The sequence below is a fragment of the Pedobacter sp. ok626 genome, from assembly GCF_900100435.1.
GTDB lineage: Bacteria > Bacteroidota > Bacteroidia > Sphingobacteriales > Sphingobacteriaceae > Pedobacter.
The window spans coordinates 542,851-558,959 of sequence record NZ_FNEX01000001.1 but is presented as its reverse complement, the minus strand read 5'-3'; the positions used below and the strand labels follow the sequence as shown (position 1 = coordinate 558,959).

Below are 16,109 nucleotides of genomic sequence, written 5' to 3'. Positions count from 1 at the left end.
TTAAAAGGGTAACTCGTCTAATTATCAAATAGTATTTATCTACCACCCTATCCATCTATTCCAAAACCGGATTCTCTTTAATCGGCAATTTGGCAAAACGAATCACTTCAATACTTGGAAAACCAAAATCCTCTACTACTTTACCTAATATCAAATAGCAGCCTTTTCCTCTAAAAGGATAGATGGGGGTATGATTTGGAAAGTGTGTAGTATCGAAGAAGTTTCCATCGGCATCCAGAAAAGTACCAAACCACATCTTTTTATTATTCTTTGCATGTACCGTTTTTTCGCAGACATACAATCCTACCATTTTAACTGTTTGCCCTACATAACGAATCAGGTTATCCGTACGTACATCTCCTCGGTAATCCGTTTTTAGCAGATCAAACATAGAGAGACTAAGGGGAAAACCTAGTAACTCCAGTTCATGGTAAGCATCTTCCAGTTTGGTATTTACCAGTTCAGGCAACCTATAATGCTTACTTTCTATATGAAAAAGCTCGGCATCATTAAGGGGCTTGGCCTTGGCCCCAAGCAATAAATGCACCTCCCAAAGCAGTGCTTTTTTACTCTTACCTGTAAATCTAAAAGCTCCTACCCTGATCAATATCACCACTTGCTCCAAGCCCATACCTGTGCGCTTTACAAAATCTTCCAAACCAGTAAATTCACCATTCAGCCTACGTTCTTCTGTAATCAGTTCAAAGAATTTACTTTCCAGGCCTTGTATTCCGATAAAGCCTAAATATGCCTCGCTCCCTTTAATGGACACCACAGCGGCACTCACATTTACACAAGGCAAATGAACCTTTGCACCTGCCTTTTGCAATTCATGTACATATAACCAACGGGTATAAAAACCACCGTAATTATTCAGTACAGCAACCATAAACTCCTGAGGATAATAAGTCTTCAAGAACAAACTTTGATAACTCTCTACAGCAAAACTTGCAGAGTGCGCCTTGCTAAAACTATATCCTGCAAAAGAAAAGACCTGCCGCCATACCTCAGCTGTAATGGCTTCAGGTCGACCTAATGCTTTAGCTCCATCATGAAACTTATCCACCAACTTGTTAAACTCCATCTTTGATCGATACTTCCCACTCATTCCTCTTCTCAAAATATCCGCATCGCTTCCATTCATACCGGCATAATGGATACAAATCTTGATTACATCTTCCTGATATACCATTACGCCAAAAGTATCTTCAAGCTGCTCCTTCATTACAGGGTGCAAGTAATTTACATTTTCAGGATTATGGTAATTCTGAATATAGGTCTTCATCATACCAGATTGAGCTACTCCTGGCCTGATGATGCTGCTTGCTGCCACCAGCGTCAGATAATCCTCACAACCTATTTTGGTTAGCAGTTGTCGCATAGCTGGGGACTCTATGTAAAAGCAACCAATACTATTCCCTGACTTTAATTTATTGTTCAGGTTCTCATCTTTCATAAACATCCTCACCTGATGGATGTCTATTTTACGTTGCTGATTTTCTTCCACCAGCCTTACCGCTTCCTTGATGTGTCCAATACCCCGCTGACTTAGAATATCATATTTATCGTAACCTATCGCTTCTGCTTCGTACATATCCCATTGCACTGTAGGCATTCCTTTTGGAGGTAAATCCAGGGCCGTATAATAGGTAATTGGTTCTTCCGAAATCAATACTCCTCCGGCATGAATACTCCGCTGATTAGGCATATTTCCCATTAACTCGTATATAGCCATGATCTTTTTAAAGGTACCATTGGCTCTATTTACCGCTGCTCTTGCCGGATCTGTAAAGCCATCAATTTCCTCCTTTGGCAAGCCCATTACTTTACCGATCTCCCGAATTACCGAACGGTCTTTAAAGGTAGATATGGTACCCAGTAATGCAGTATGGTCCTTACCATAGCGTTTAAAAATATAATCTTGTACATCTTCGCGCTCGTCCCATGAATAATCAATATCAAAATCCGGTGGAGAAGTTCGCTGGGCATTCAGGAAGCGTTCAAAATATAGATTCAGTTCGAGCGGATCAACATCAGTAATGCGCAAGCAAAAAGCAACAGTACTATTGGCGCCCGATCCACGCCCTACATGATAATACCCTTTGCCTGTAGAATACCGAATAATATCCCAGGTAATCAAAAAATAGGCGCAGAACTCCAGATCCTCTATCACCTTCAGTTCGTCTTTTACCTTTTTTAGCGCTACTTTATTATTTTTCCCATAGCGTTTAACCATCCCATCCATCGCCAGCTTTTCCAATAGCGCTCTATCATCGTCCTTATTTCCGGTAAAGGTTTTACGGTTTAAGTGCACTTTACCCCGCGCATAATCCATCTTACACCCGTCCATTAACTTCTTTGTATTGTCAAGGATAAAGGCGTATTTACTAAATTTTGCTTCCAACTCGCCAGCAGGTAAAAACTTGTCGGTGTTACTACATTTATCGTCCTGCTTTACCATGGTCAGCAAAGTATTTAAATCTATCCCACGCAGGTACTCGTGCAGTCGGTACTCTATCCTATCGGCCACAAAAACAGGCTGTAATACCACAAACTTATCTTTTATGGGACTGATGTCTTTTCCATGAAGGCCGTGAAGTTCATCAAAACGAATTCCCAGGTACTCATTTTCATTTAATACGCAAGCCTCGGCATAGAGACTATAAGGATAAATGATCACTGCATTTTTAAACGGTCTGGCTTTATCGGGCAATGGCTTTTGCTTCAGGTTATGCCAGGTTAGGAAATCATTAATTTCTTTCATTCCTTCCTTGTCTCGGGCAATACAGATGTAAAGCAATTGCTTATCCCTTCTAAATTCCATCCCCGCAATGGGTTTAATGCCCTTTTTATCGCATTCCCTCATAAACTCCATTACCCCGGTAGAATTATTGATATCGGTAATGACCATTTGTGTGATGCCACAAAAACCGGCTTCTTCTACCAGCTTTTTTATAGGCATAGTGCCATAGCGCATACTATATTGAGAATGGACATTCAGGTACATGTTTTAAAGATTTAAGTTCATAACCGAAGCCCTTGTAATCGCCTTTTCGCCATAGCGCTTGCGGATCTTATCCATAGCTTGTACCAGGCTATATTGTGTAGTTGATTCGCTATACAGATCAATCTGTTCAAATCCATTTACCAGGTTCGAAAGCCGTACACCAACCAACCTTAATAACATTCGTTTTGTATACACCTGTCTAAATAAATCCTTTGCTTTTTCAATTAGCGTACTATCCAGCGAAGTATAAGGAATCACCGCCTGTTTAGTTACGTCTTCAAAATTGGCGTACCTAATGGTTACGGTAATACAGGCTGCGAGTTTATTTTTTTCTCTCAACTGAAAAGCAATATCCATCACCATTGAGATCAATAAATTATTGATGATATCCACATCAATGGTATCTGCTTTAAAGGTGCATTGTGTACCTATAGATTTTTGTTCTGTATAAGGGATTACTGGGCTATTATCAATACCTTTTGCTTTTTGCAATAACTGGAGACCGCTTTTCCCTAGCAAGGCATTCATATGATTGGGATGGATCTGGGCCAGCGTAAAAATCCTCTTGATTCCCATATCACTAAGTTTAAGAAAGGTTTTCTCACCAAGTCCCGGAATTTTTCTAATAGAAAGCGGGTTCAAAAAAGGTTGTACACCAGTCGCTACCACATCCAGTTCTCCGTTGGGCTTACACTCATTAGTAGCCATTTTCGAAACTGTTTTATTTACCGATAAGCCAAAGGAAATGGGCAGTTTCAATTCTTTCATAATTGTTTCACGCAGTTCATGTGCATATTTCATGCAACCATGAAACCGATCCATTCCCGTCATGTCGATATAATGCTCATCGATACTCGCTTTTTCAAAAAGCGGTACTCTTTCTTTGATAATGGCAGTAATATCATGAGAAGCCTGTGAATAGGCATCCATATCCCCCTTAATAAACACCGCATGTGGGCATAATAATTTTGCCATACGCGATGGCATAGCGGCATGCACCCCAAACTTTCTAGCTTCATAACTACATGAAGTCACTACCCCACGATCTGATACCCCACCGATAATTATGGGTTTCCCCTCTAGTTTACTATTTTTCCGCAGCTCAACAGATACAAAAAAAGCATCCTGGTCCATATGGATGATTTGCTTCCCTTCCCTCATAACAAACAAATTTAGCTAAGAGCAAAGTTAAGACTAATATTTTTAGTAAAAACTAATTAAACTAAAAAAATTAGCTGAAAATAGGAATTAGGCTACAATGTCTTCTCGAAACAAACACTATTTTCCACCCCTTCATATTGACCGTAATTAGGAATAATAGCATAGCCCATTTTTCCATATAAACCAATAGCTTCTGGCTGGCGACTCCCTGTTTCTAAAATAGCTTTATTAAAGGCCATTTCTTTAGCCCAGGTTTCAAGTTCCATTAAAACTTTACTAGCTACCTTTTTCCCTCTCGCAGCCTTCAAGACATACATCCTTTTGATCTCTACAGTAAGGGCATCAAAATATTTGAATGCGCCACAACCTACAGGTTTCTCATTCTCATAAGCAACAACGACATTTTTAATCAGATCAATCTTATTAAACTGAGCATAAAACGAATGGTCTTCACCATCTCTCACAGCCAGATCCTTGTCCAATAATTTTACCAAATCAATGAAATCCTGGTTTAATGAATCAGTTCGTACAAAAGCGAGCATAAGTCAAAACGATTAATAAAATTTTAAATGTAAATAAACATATGGTCCTATTTTGCCAATACAACTTCTCTAAACAAGCTTTCGTTTCCTGTACGATCGACCGCAGTTACTGCAATCTTATTTAACTTCGCACCACCCTCTAAAGCCGATTTAACCAAATAGCGATCATTACGATTTAGAATCACGTAGCTCCAGTTATTGTCATACTGAACATATACCACCCACCTAAATACATCTTTAGCATCGATACCATTCCAGCTAAGCTTCCATTGTCCCTGTTTTAATTCAGTTCTAACATCAGGTGCTGCCGGTACTTTATCGTCCAACCAAGGACTCGCCGGAACAAGAGCCTGTTTTTTATAAGGACCTTCAGCAATACCTTTGATTAGTTTCTCATGTTTAGTTAATCCAGCAATACTCCAGTGTGCGGCACCGGGGCTATTGGGTAACATACCACGTGTAATCATGATTTGATTCACAATCTCATCCACATTCTTATCATCTCCACCCAGGCCAACATTCATCCCAGGCCATAAATGTCTATTCATGGTGTTCTCAGATGCCCACCATCCCAGCAATACCGGAAAACTTTGTGCTGCATTATTAATAGACCAATATAGTTGTGGCATAAAATAATCGATCCAACCTTTGTTTAACCAAAACCTCGCATCAGCATATAGTTTATTATATTGATCCAAACCTTCAATTGAAGCCGGGTAACCTGGCTTCCAAATACCAAATGGACTAAGGCCAAACTTCACATATTTCTTTTCCGCTTTAATTTCTTTATAAACCCGCTCTATAAACTGATTCACACTTTGCCGACGCCAATCACCCCTGCTTAGCTTTCCACCACTTTTCAAGTAAGCCGCCCAGCTGACCTCATCTGGGAAATCAGCACCACCGTTATAAGACTCATAAGGATAAAAGTAATCATCAAAATGAACCCCATCAATGTCATAGCGTTTTACAATATCCTTTACTACAGCCGAAGCATGGTCTTGAGTCCCCTTATTTGATGGATCCATCCAATACTGCCCATCTTTTAGCTTCAGCACCAGATCAGGCCTTTTCTTAACGATGGATTGATCGCTAATCACCTTACCCGAAGTATGGTGTGCACGATAAGGATTAAGCCATACATGAAGTTCTAATCCACGATCATGTGCTGCCTCAATCCAAAACTGTAGCGGATCATAATAAGGATTCGGTGCTTGTCCCTGTTTACCAGTTAGAAAAACAGACCATGGCTCCAAATCGCTTTTATAAAAGGCATCAGCTTGTGGCCTAACCTGAAATATAACTGCATTAAAATTGTTCTTTTTTAAAAAATCAAGCAGAAAGAGTGCTTCTTTCTGTTGCTCAGCAGTACTTAAACCAGGCTTAGAAGGCCAGTTGATATTAGCCACAGAGGCGACCCATGCTGCCCTGAATTCTTTAGCAACCTGAGGCCTATCGGCAATCACAGACTTAATTTCAGTAGCCGAAGTCCTAACTCTTTTGCTTGTCCCGCAGGAATAAAATAAAAATAGGCTGCAGCAAGATAATGCCAGCAGCCCCTTTTCAAGATTTTTAAATGATACTTTCAATAGTTCGTAGCTTTTATCGTATGTTGTACCAAAGCTACGAACGATTATTCCTTTAACCTATAAGTAAAGTATTTTTTTTACACGGTATTAAGCCGTTTGTAATTTGGCAATATTTCTGTAAGGAAAAGAACCAAAAATATGACGACGTGCAAATCTACCAGGTGAGTCAGCATTTACCAACTTCACATAAACCGCTTTAGGCACACCAAAATATTCATAAGCACTGCCATCCAAAAAGTGCACAGTAAGTACTAAACCGGCCCAATTGTAATCAGCAATACCACAAGTAGCAGTAGTTTGCGTATATTCATCAATAGAAAGTGCAAGTGTTTCTGGAGCTATACTTACCAGGAAATGATAAGCTTCAATGATTTCCTTACTTTTAGCTTCGGCATCAAGTTTAGCTTCTTCGCTGTCCTGAAACTTATCAGGGTGCCAGTCTTTCATTAAATTCCTGTAAATGGATTTCAATTCTTTTAATTCGGCATCCTTTTGTACACCTAATAGTTTTCTGTAATCAGTGATCTTCTTCATAAAATTTGCGCAAAGGTAAGCATATTTACTTTAACATAAGCATCTTACTCCTCTTCATGTAATCTTCATTTAATTATTTCAACTTTACAATACAATTAACGAATAGAAATAAAAACAGAAACCATGAAAAAATTATTAGGATTAATCGCAATTATGGCATTAGGTTTAACTACCACATTTGCCCAAACACCAGCAACTGCTGTACACAATGCACCAGCAAAAAAAGTGGTGAAAAAAGAAGTTAAAACAGTTACTGCACCTGTAAAAAAAGGAGTTAAAGCTGCTCCAACAACAACTGTAACTACTAAAACAAAGGTAGAGGGTTTAAAAAAAGACGGTACACCAGACATGCGTCTTAAAGAAAATAAAGCAAAAGCTGTAGTAAAACCAGTTGCTGCACCAACCAAAAAAGATGGCACACCTGATATGCGCTATAAAGAAAATAAAGCGGTAAAGAAAATAAAGCGGTAAAGAAAATAAAGCGGTAAAGAAAAATAAATAATTGTTTTAGATTCAATTTTAGGAGAGGTGCTTAATGGCACCTCTTTTTTTGTATAAAATTAAATTCGGCGTATATTAACACTTCAACCCCCTAAAAAAGAACACATGAAACAATCACGCCGTAGTTTTCTTACTCAAATCAGCCTGCTATCCGCCGCGCCTTTGATGGCATCATCCAACTTATTTGCAAGCGTAATTTCCCCTTTTGCAATTCAATATGGCTACGCTGCAATCACCTGGGGCAATAACATTAAACAATCCATTCAGGATATATCTTCACTCGGTTTTAAAGGAATCCAGCTAAGAGCCAATGCTTTTACAGAATTTGGCCAGAAACCCGACGAACTAATCAAATTACTAAAAGACGCAAAATTAAAACTAGCCATGTATTCGAGTGGCAATGCTAATATGAACACGGGTAATGATGAAGCCGAAATCGCCAAACATATAGAAAGCGCTCGTTTTGTTAAAATTCTTGGTGGCGACAGCATACAAGTTACCAATTCCTCACGTCCTAAGTCAGGCCCAGTAACAAATGAAGACCTGATAAAATATGCAAAATTGTTAAATGAAATTGGAAAAAGGACTGCCGCTATTGGAATAAAAACAACTTACCATAATCACATGGGGCAGCTTGGACAAACACCAGAAGAGGTGGCTATAATTTTACAACATTCGGATCCAAAGTATGTTAAACTTTTACTGGATGTAGCCCATTACCAACAAGGTGGCGGAGATCCTACAGCGGCAATATTGAAATATAAAGACCGATTAGATTGTCTGCACATCAAGGATGTAAAAAATACCACAGATGCTAAAGGCTATATTTTTGTAGAGCTTGGCCAGGGGCGCGTTGACTTACCTGCCATACTAGCTGCATTAAAAACCATAAACTACAATGGATATGCAATTGTTGAGCTAGATGCCGTTCCTGTAAAAGACCGCACACCATTGCAAAGTGGTCAGATTACCCGCGATTATTTAACGAACACCTTAAAAGTGAAGATTTAAATACACCACATTCTAAGCTACAATGGCAATTAAGTAAATTTCCCTTTTATATTTGCAAGCATGTTTAAAATTGGATTAGCAGAGGACGACCTGAAAATAGCCGAATTGATTAAAACCGGATTGGAAGAATATGGGTATGAAATAACCAGCATTAGCAACGGTATTCAGGCGCTCGAAAGTTTTCAAACTAATAATTTCGATTTGGTCATCCTTGATCTTATGATGCCTGGACTTAATGGAATAGAACTTTGTCGGCAACTTAGAACAACTCATAAAACGCTGCCAATACTCATGCTTACTGCCTTGGGTTCCATTGATGATAAAGTGACCGGGCTAAAGTCGGGTGCAGATGATTACCTGGTAAAACCATTTCATTTTAAGGAACTGCTGGCAAGGATCGAAGCTTTACTGAGAAGAAATCAGTTTCAACCGGAGAAAACTGATGATCAAATGCTCAGCTTTGATGACATCAGCTTAAATACATATAGCAAAGAGGTGCAACGGGCTGGTGTACCAATAGAGCTTACCGCCAAAGAATTTACTCTACTCGAACTATTTTTACGCAATCCAAACCGCCTACTTTCAAGACAGTACATTGCCGAAAATGCATGGGACATTAACTTTGATACTGGCACCAATGTAATTGATGTATATGTAAACTTTTTACGTAACAAAATAGAAAAAGGATTTGATAGGAAGCTCATCCACACTAAAATAAACATGGGCTACATCCTTAAGTAACAAGCATGAAGATCAGAGACAGACTCGCTTTATATTTTACCTTAAGCAGTACATTAGTCATGCTGATATTATTGTCGGCCATTTATTTCACTTTTCTTAAATTTCTGGAGGCCGACTTCTTTGCGCGACTTACTGATCGGACTATGGTAACTGCAAAGCTGTATCTGGAAGCTGATGAGATCTCTACAGATTCGCTAAGCAAGGTGAGAAATTTGTATCTGGAGAAACTAAATGGAGAAGTGATCCGAATCTACAACTCCAAAAACAATGCGGCATTTATTGGTGATGATCAGCAATACTGGAGTACCAGCACCATTAATAAAGTAAGAAACCTAGGTAAACTCAAATTTAAAGATGGAGAAAGACAAGTAGTCGGCATCTATTATAAAGATAATCAGGGTGATTTTGTAATTATAGCCTCAGCTGTTGATCAAAGCACCTATTATCGTCTTGATAAATTACGAAAAATCATGCTGGTCATTTTTGTGCTCATCTTTATCGGTCTCCTCCTCTCGGGCAGATGGATTGCTAAGAAAATTTTAAGTCCTTTAGACCGCTTTATTGGAGAAGTCAAGCAAATTAAATCCAACAATCTACATTTTAGGGTGCAAGAGGGAAAAAACAAAGATGAGATTAATCTACTGGCCCGTAATTTTAATGCCCTAATGGAACATATAGAACAAGCTTTTGTACTACAAAGAACCTTTGTTGCTAATGCTTCGCACGAACTCAGAACCCCCATAACCAGAATGACCATTGCTGCAGAGCTGGCACTCTCGCAAGAACGTGAAAAACAAGATTACCAAAAAGCATTAAACTCGGTACTGGAAGATGCAGGAAAAATGGAAAGCATCATTACCGGACTGGTAAATCTGGCTCAAGCCGATCTTCACTTTGCTTCTTCGAAACTTAGTCCCGTTCGCATCGATGAAATCTTATGGGCCTTACAAAAGGAATGGAAGGATCGTTCAGCACTTACCCTTCAGATTGAGATGAGGAATCTACCTGAAAATGAAACTGAGTTATTGGTTGAAGCCAATCCCATTTTATTACATATTGCGCTCAACAACATTGTATCTAACGCCTTTAAATTTTCAGACAACCAAGCGGTTCAATGCCTGCTTGATTTACAATCCTCAGAGATCCACCTTTCCTTTACAGACCAGGGAATAGGAATAGCTGAAGCAGAACTTAAGGAGATTTTCAAACCATTTTACAGTTCAGCAGTTGAAAGTGGGTATACAGGTAGTGGTATGGGATTGTATATGGCTCACAAAATCATCACTCTTTATAAAGGCAGTATCACTGCAAGGTCACAAAAAGGCCAAGGCACAACTATAAAGGTTGTCTTCCCAAAGTTTTAATCCCATTTTAATTTCTGTTTAATTTTCCTTTAATGCCATAAGGATAGGTTTGACCAAACGATACACAAATGGTCCGCTTATCTCTAAAATTCAATTCACTTATGAGCATGTTAGCACTGTTGTTTATGACAACTGCAACATCTGCTCAAACCAAAAATGTCATTCAGCTCAGTTTATCAGACGCGGAGAAACATTTCATACAAAGCAATTACCAACTAATTGCCCGGCAATATCAAACCGACCAGGCCAAAGCTGATGTAATTACCGCCAGGCTATTCGATAATCCTGAAATAAGCTACGAAAACTTGCTTTACAACCCTGAGACTAAAAGATTCCTCGAAACTAGCAAGGCCACCGGACAGTACCAGGCTGCGCTATCTCAAATGATCAAACTAGCTGGAAAGCGGAATAAAAATATTCAATTGGCTACTGCCGGGGTCAAACTAGCAGAATACCAATACTTTGATTTGATGCGTACACTACGTTTTAACCTCAATTCTACCTTTTACAAAACCTATTACAATCAACAGTCTGCCAAAATTTACGAACAGCAAATCAACTCCTTGAAATTGCTATTAAGCGCCAATGAGCAGCAGTTAAAACTAGGTAATGTGGCCGTTAAAGACATCATACGCATTAAGTCTTTACTCTACTCCTTACAGGGTGAATACAGTGCACTAATGAATGAGATTGAAGATTGGCAAACTGAGATTAAACTGATGACCAACCTGCAACCTGATGCAGAGCTTGTTTTGGTTGTATCTCCCGAGGAAGAACAGAACTACCAGTTAAACAAACAGGTGTATACAAACCTACTAGATTCTGCACGTAACAACAGAGCGGATTTGCAATTAGCGAAAACAGGTATCAGATATGCCGAAAATAACTTAAAGCTACAAAAGGCTAACGCCATACCAGATGTAGAGTTCTCTCTAAGCTATGATCTAAAAGGAAGTTACCCCGATAATTATACAGGTATTGGAATTAAACTCCCTTTACCCCTATTTAACAGGAATCAGGGAGAGATTAAAAAAGCCAGAATTGCAATTGATGCTCAAAAAGTCCAACTGCAACAACAGGACGCGCAATTGGAAAACGAGGTTCACAACAGCTATACTTCGGCACTACGGACAGAGAGCCTATACCAAGGTTTCGATAAAAACTTCAATGCGGACTTTGACAAACTGATTGCTGAGGTCATCAAAAACTTCAAAAACAGAAATATTGGCCTGATCGAGTTTCTTGATTTTTATGATTCCTATAAGGCGAGTACCCTTCAGATGAACAGCTTAAAATATGAGCGCATGAACGCGAAAGAAGAAATCAATTTTGTAACAGGATCCACCATTTTTAAATAAACGCACATATGCAAAATACGCTAAAAAACATCGGGATTTTAACCACGTTATCTGCCGCCTTATTTTTATCAAGCTGCACTGAAGAGACTAAGGAAACACCAAAAGATGAAAAGTTTGAGTTGACAGATTCACTAATAAAAAGACTCCAAATAGACACCGTAAAAAGTGCAAATAATCAAACTGATATCAATTTCTCAGCAAAGATCACTGCAAACGAAGAAAAGACGGCCAAGATTTACCCAATGGTAAGTGGTCATGTGAAAAACGTTCCGATAAAACTTGGCGACCGCGTGAGCAAAGGACAATTGTTAGCAACTATGACCAGTGCCGAAATGGCGGGCTTTGATAAAGAAGCCATCAGCTCTTCAGCAGAGCTAAGCAATGCACAGCGTAATGTAAAATTGGTCCAAGACCTATATAACAGCGGACTTACCTCAGCTTTGGAGCTAGAGCAAGCTAAAAACGACTTGTTGGTAAAACAAGCAGAAGACAAAAGAAGCCGTTCAATTTTAAATCTGAACGGTGGTAACAAAAATGGAGTTTATGCTTTGACATCGCCATTATCAGGTTTTGTAACCGAAAAAAATGTAACGAGTAATATGCAGGTAAGACCAGATAACAATCAAAATCTATTTACTGTGGCGGATCTTTCGGATGTATGGGCATTGGTTAATATCTACGAAAGCGACATTTCGAAGGTAAAAGAGGGCGATGAAGTAAGTATTTCCATTCTCTCTTATCCAGATAAGTCCTTTAAAGGTAAGATTAGCAAGATCTATAGTATGCTAGATGATGACAGTAAAGTAATGAATGCTCGTGTAGTGATTAATAACCCAGGGTATTTGCTAAAACCAGGAATGATGGCCACTGTACAGATCGCCACTAAAAACGGCATCAGCTTACCTTCAGTACATCCAGACTGTCTCATTTTTGACAACAATAAATATTATGTATTAGTACTGGATCAGGTTAAAAAAATCAGAATCCAGGAAATAGAACTCAGCCGAAAATTTGAAGATAAGGCTTACATCAGCAAAGGGCTTAATACTGGCGACCGTGTGGTTGCTTCTAAGCAGCTATTCCTTTACGACAGCTTGAAACCATAATCGTCTTCACCCTTTAAATCCAAACTGTAATGAATAAATTCATTAAGTCTATTATAAATTTTTCCCTGAAGAATAAGTATTTTATCTTCTTCAGCACCTTCATATTAATTCTGGCGGGCTATTTAAGTTTCAAGCATACCACGATTGAAGCTTTCCCTGATGTAACCAACACCAATATCACCATCATTACGCAATGGCCGGGCCGTAGTGCAGAGGAGGTAGAAAAGTTCGTTTCCCGTCCGCTAGAGATTGCAATGAACCCGACTGAAAAAAGAACCAGTATCCGTTCTTCTTCTCTTTTTGGCCTGTCTGTCGTAAAAATCACCTTCGAAGATGATGTAGATTATCAATTTGCCCGTGTGCAGGTCAACAATCACCTGGATGAAGCTGACCTTCCGGCAGGTGCAAAACCCGAGGTACAACCGCCTTATGGCCCTACCGGCGAGATCTTCCGCTATACCTTAAAAAGCGATAAGAAATCAATAAGAGAACTAAAAACCCTACAAGATTGGGTAATTCAGCGCGAGCTACTTTCCGTTCCAGGAATTGCCGATGTAGTTAGTTTTGGTGGCGAAGTTAAGACCTACCAGATTACTGTCGATCCTCAAAAATCACTTCAATATGGTGTAACGGCAACAGAACTTTTCGAAGCCGTTTCTAAAAGTAATGTCAACGTAGGTGGTGATGTCATCGAACAAAGCGGGCAAGCCTATGTGGTCAGAGGAATTGGTGTATTGAACAACATTGATGAAATTAAGAACATCATCGTTGATAATTTTAAAGGAACACCCGTTTATGTAAAAAACATTGCCGAGGTTACGGAATCAGCCCTACCCAGATTGGGACAAGTTGGCCGCGACCGTGATCCTGATGTAGTAGAAGGTATTGTTGTGATGCGCAAGGGTGAAAACCCAAGCGAAGTCATCACTGCCTTAAAAGAGAAAATAAAGGAAGTAAATGAGAATATTTTACCAGGCGATGTAAAAATCAGTCCATTTTATGATCGTGAAAATCTGGTCAATTTTGCTACACATACAGTGATGCACAATATGCTGGAAGGGATCATTTTTGTAACCCTGATTGTGTTTCTTTTTATGGCCGATTGGCGAACTACATTAATTGTATCCATAATCATCCCACTGGCCTTACTTTTTGCCTTTATCTGTTTAAAACTGAAAGGCATGTCGGCTAACCTATTGTCCATGGGGGCCATCGATTTCGGGATCATCATTGATGGTGCAGTAGTAATGGTCGAAGGGATTTTTGTAGCGCTTGATTACAATTCACATAAAAATGGCACGGAGAAATTTAACCGGATGAGCAAACTTGGTATCATCAAAAGAGCCTGTCTGGAAAATGGTAAGGGTATCTTTTTTGCTAAGCTAATCATCATTACCGGCCTTATGCCCATATTTACCTTCGAAAAGGTAGAAGGAAAAATGTTCTCTCCACTAGCATGGACCTTAAGTTTCGCCTTACTAGGTGCCTTATTGTTAACTTTTACATTGGTACCAGCTATGGCTAGTGTATTGTTAAAGAAGAATGTAAAAGAAAAGCACAACATCTTTTTGGAATACCTAACCAAAGCGGTGATGAGCACTTATAATGCTGCATTTAAATTCCGGAAGCTCGTATTTTTCTCTTCTCTAATCATTTTGATTGTTGGTCTTTTCAGCTTCAAATTTCTAGGTACAGAGTTTTTACCCACCCTTGATGAAGGTTCTATTTACGTAAGGGCCAGTGCGCCGCTTAGTGTTTCCTTAAATGAGACCAAAAAGCTGAGTAACGAGATGCGAAAGATCTTTTTAAGCTTCGAAGAGGTAAAACAAGTGATGTCGCAAACCGGCAGACCAAACGATGGCACCGATGCTACAGGCTTTTACAACATGGAATTTCTGGTAGACATATACCCAAGATCTGAATGGAAACGAAAGGAAACTAAGGAACAACTTGTGCAACGCATGCAGGAGAAACTGAAAGACTATCCTGGTATCAGTCTAAACTTTTCTCAGCCAATCTCTGATAATGTCGAAGAAGCAGTATCGGGTGTAAAAGGTTCTATTGTAGTAAAAATGTTTGGCAGTGATTTCAGTTTTATAGAAGCTCAGGAAGAAAAGATAGAAAACATTCTGAAAACCGTTCCTGGTATTGAAGATCTTGGGGTTCTAAGAAATCTGGGACAGCCGGAACTGCAAATCAATCTGGATCAGAGTAAAATGGCACTGTATGGAGTTACTACTGAAGATGCCAACTCCATTATCGAAATGGCCATTGGTGGTAAAGCGGCTACCCAGATTTACGAAGGGGAGAGAAAATTCGATCTAAGAATCCGTTACCCGGAAGATTTCAGAAACGATGAAGCTTCTATAGGCGCGCTACGCATCCCTACCCTATCAGGCGCTAAAGTACCTTTGAGTGAAATTTCCAGCATCAGGAAGATTACCGGCCCCAGCATTATCTACAGAGATAAACACCAAAGATATGGCGCTATAAAATTCTCAATCCGTGGTCGCGATATGGGGAGTACCATTGCCGAGGCACAGAAGAAAGTAGCCGAGCAAATCAAATTACCGAAAGAATATAAATTGGAATGGGCTGGCGATTTTGAAAACCAGCAACGAGCTACTTCAAGGTTATCTACTGCCGTACCAATTAGCCTGCTGTTGATCTTTTTCATCCTATTTGTACTATTTGGCAATATCAAAGACTCATTACTGGTTTTAAACAATGTTCCTTATGCAATGGTTGGGGGCATACTGGCCTTACTCATCACAAAGGTAAATTTCAACATTTCGGCAGGAATTGGCTTTATTGCTTTGTTTGGTATTTGCGTACAAAACGGTGTAATCCTGATTACGAGGTTCAAAAGCAATATGGTAGAACTAAAACACCATCCAACCTGGACCTTTGCAGACGCCATACGAGATGGTGTAGCAACCAGACTTAGACCGGTAATCATGACGGCTATGATGGCTGCAATAGGCTTAATGCCGGCTGCATTGTCTACAGGAATAGGCTCAGAAGCTTCTAAACCTTTGGCTATTGTGGTCATTGGCGGCTTAATTACCAATACCATTTTCTGCTTATTTGTATACCCTATCGTATTTTATTGGTCCTACAATAAAAAAGCGAAACATTTAAAGCAAATAATAAACCGATAAGACCGCCTTTCCTGGAATATTTTCTCTTGAAAAC

12 protein-coding genes are annotated in these 16,109 nt (G+C 39.4%); 7 read left to right on the top strand and 5 right to left on the bottom strand.

The window, feature by feature from the left end:
* Nucleotides 1-55: 55 nt before the first annotated feature.
* From dnaE to BLS35_RS01905, 5 genes are all read right to left on the bottom strand, one after another.
* Nucleotides 56-3,007, bottom strand: coding sequence for a DNA polymerase III subunit alpha (dnaE, locus tag BLS35_RS01925; protein ID WP_090777211.1), 2,952 nt, complete (start codon nucleotides 3,005-3,007; stop codon nucleotides 56-58).
* Between the two features lie 3 nt (nucleotides 3,008-3,010).
* Nucleotides 3,011-4,168: a DNA polymerase IV gene (dinB, locus tag BLS35_RS01920; protein ID WP_090777209.1), complete on the bottom strand. Its 1,158-nt coding sequence runs from the start codon at nucleotides 4,166-4,168 to the stop codon at nucleotides 3,011-3,013.
* Between the two features lie 92 nt (nucleotides 4,169-4,260).
* Nucleotides 4,261-4,710, bottom strand: a complete 450-nt coding sequence (locus tag BLS35_RS01915) for a GNAT family N-acetyltransferase (protein ID WP_090777207.1) — start codon at nucleotides 4,708-4,710, stop codon at nucleotides 4,261-4,263.
* 47 nt (nucleotides 4,711-4,757) lie between these two features.
* Nucleotides 4,758-6,299, bottom strand: coding sequence for a glycoside hydrolase family 10-like protein (locus BLS35_RS01910; protein WP_090777204.1), 1,542 nt, complete (start codon nucleotides 6,297-6,299; stop codon nucleotides 4,758-4,760).
* 87 nt (nucleotides 6,300-6,386) lie between these two features.
* Nucleotides 6,387-6,833, bottom strand: coding sequence for a KTSC domain-containing protein (locus BLS35_RS01905; RefSeq protein ID WP_090777202.1), 447 nt, complete (start codon nucleotides 6,831-6,833; stop codon nucleotides 6,387-6,389).
* Between the two features lie 123 nt (nucleotides 6,834-6,956).
* Here BLS35_RS01905 and BLS35_RS01900 point away from each other — a divergent pair, with 123 nt between their 5' ends.
* The 7 genes from BLS35_RS01900 (at nucleotide 6,957) to BLS35_RS01870 (ending at nucleotide 16,075) form a co-directional block, all read left to right on the top strand.
* Complete coding sequence (locus tag BLS35_RS01900; protein ID WP_090777200.1) at nucleotides 6,957-7,304, top strand: hypothetical protein; 348 nt, start codon at nucleotides 6,957-6,959, stop codon at nucleotides 7,302-7,304.
* A gap of 135 nt (nucleotides 7,305-7,439) precedes the next feature.
* Nucleotides 7,440-8,345, top strand: coding sequence for a sugar phosphate isomerase/epimerase family protein (locus BLS35_RS01895; protein WP_090777198.1), 906 nt, complete (start codon nucleotides 7,440-7,442; stop codon nucleotides 8,343-8,345).
* Nucleotides 8,346-8,405: 60 nt separating this feature from the next.
* A complete protein-coding gene (locus BLS35_RS01890; RefSeq protein WP_090777195.1) occupies nucleotides 8,406-9,086 on the top strand; it encodes a response regulator transcription factor in 681 nt (226 codons plus the stop codon).
* Nucleotides 9,087-9,091: 5 nt separating this feature from the next.
* Nucleotides 9,092-10,450 (top strand): sensor histidine kinase, encoded by a 1,359-nt coding sequence (locus BLS35_RS01885; protein ID WP_090777193.1) that lies wholly within the window; start codon nucleotides 9,092-9,094, stop codon nucleotides 10,448-10,450.
* Between the two features lie 101 nt (nucleotides 10,451-10,551).
* Nucleotides 10,552-11,808: a TolC family protein gene (locus tag BLS35_RS01880; RefSeq protein WP_254778608.1), complete on the top strand. Its 1,257-nt coding sequence runs from the start codon at nucleotides 10,552-10,554 to the stop codon at nucleotides 11,806-11,808.
* Between the two features lie 8 nt (nucleotides 11,809-11,816).
* Nucleotides 11,817-12,914, top strand: a complete 1,098-nt coding sequence (locus BLS35_RS01875; RefSeq protein WP_090777189.1) for an efflux RND transporter periplasmic adaptor subunit — start codon at nucleotides 11,817-11,819, stop codon at nucleotides 12,912-12,914.
* Nucleotides 12,915-12,943: 29 nt separating this feature from the next.
* Entirely contained in the window at nucleotides 12,944-16,075 is a 3,132-nt protein-coding gene (locus BLS35_RS01870; protein ID WP_090777187.1) for an efflux RND transporter permease subunit, read from the top strand.
* Nucleotides 16,076-16,109: the final 34 nt, after the last annotated feature.

Bases quoted from the DNA above. Each gene is read 5' to 3' on its own strand.
- dnaE (WP_090777211.1), bottom strand. From the start codon at position 3,007: ATGTACCTGAATGTCCATTCTCAATATAGTATGCGCTATGGCACTATG.
- dinB (WP_090777209.1), bottom strand. From the start codon at position 4,168: ATGAGGGAAGGGAAGCAAATCATCCATATGGACCAGGATGCTTTTTTT.
- BLS35_RS01915 (WP_090777207.1), bottom strand. From the start codon at position 4,710: ATGCTCGCTTTTGTACGAACTGATTCATTAAACCAGGATTTCATTGAT.
- BLS35_RS01905 (WP_090777202.1), bottom strand. From the start codon at position 6,833: ATGAAGAAGATCACTGATTACAGAAAACTATTAGGTGTACAAAAGGAT.
- BLS35_RS01900 (WP_090777200.1), top strand. From the start codon at position 6,957: ATGAAAAAATTATTAGGATTAATCGCAATTATGGCATTAGGTTTAACT.
- BLS35_RS01895 (WP_090777198.1), top strand. From the start codon at position 7,440: ATGAAACAATCACGCCGTAGTTTTCTTACTCAAATCAGCCTGCTATCC.
- BLS35_RS01890 (WP_090777195.1), top strand. From the start codon at position 8,406: ATGTTTAAAATTGGATTAGCAGAGGACGACCTGAAAATAGCCGAATTG.
- BLS35_RS01885 (WP_090777193.1), top strand. From the start codon at position 9,092: ATGAAGATCAGAGACAGACTCGCTTTATATTTTACCTTAAGCAGTACA.
- BLS35_RS01880 (WP_254778608.1), top strand. From the start codon at position 10,552: ATGAGCATGTTAGCACTGTTGTTTATGACAACTGCAACATCTGCTCAA.
- BLS35_RS01875 (WP_090777189.1), top strand. From the start codon at position 11,817: ATGCAAAATACGCTAAAAAACATCGGGATTTTAACCACGTTATCTGCC.
- BLS35_RS01870 (WP_090777187.1), top strand. From the start codon at position 12,944: ATGAATAAATTCATTAAGTCTATTATAAATTTTTCCCTGAAGAATAAG.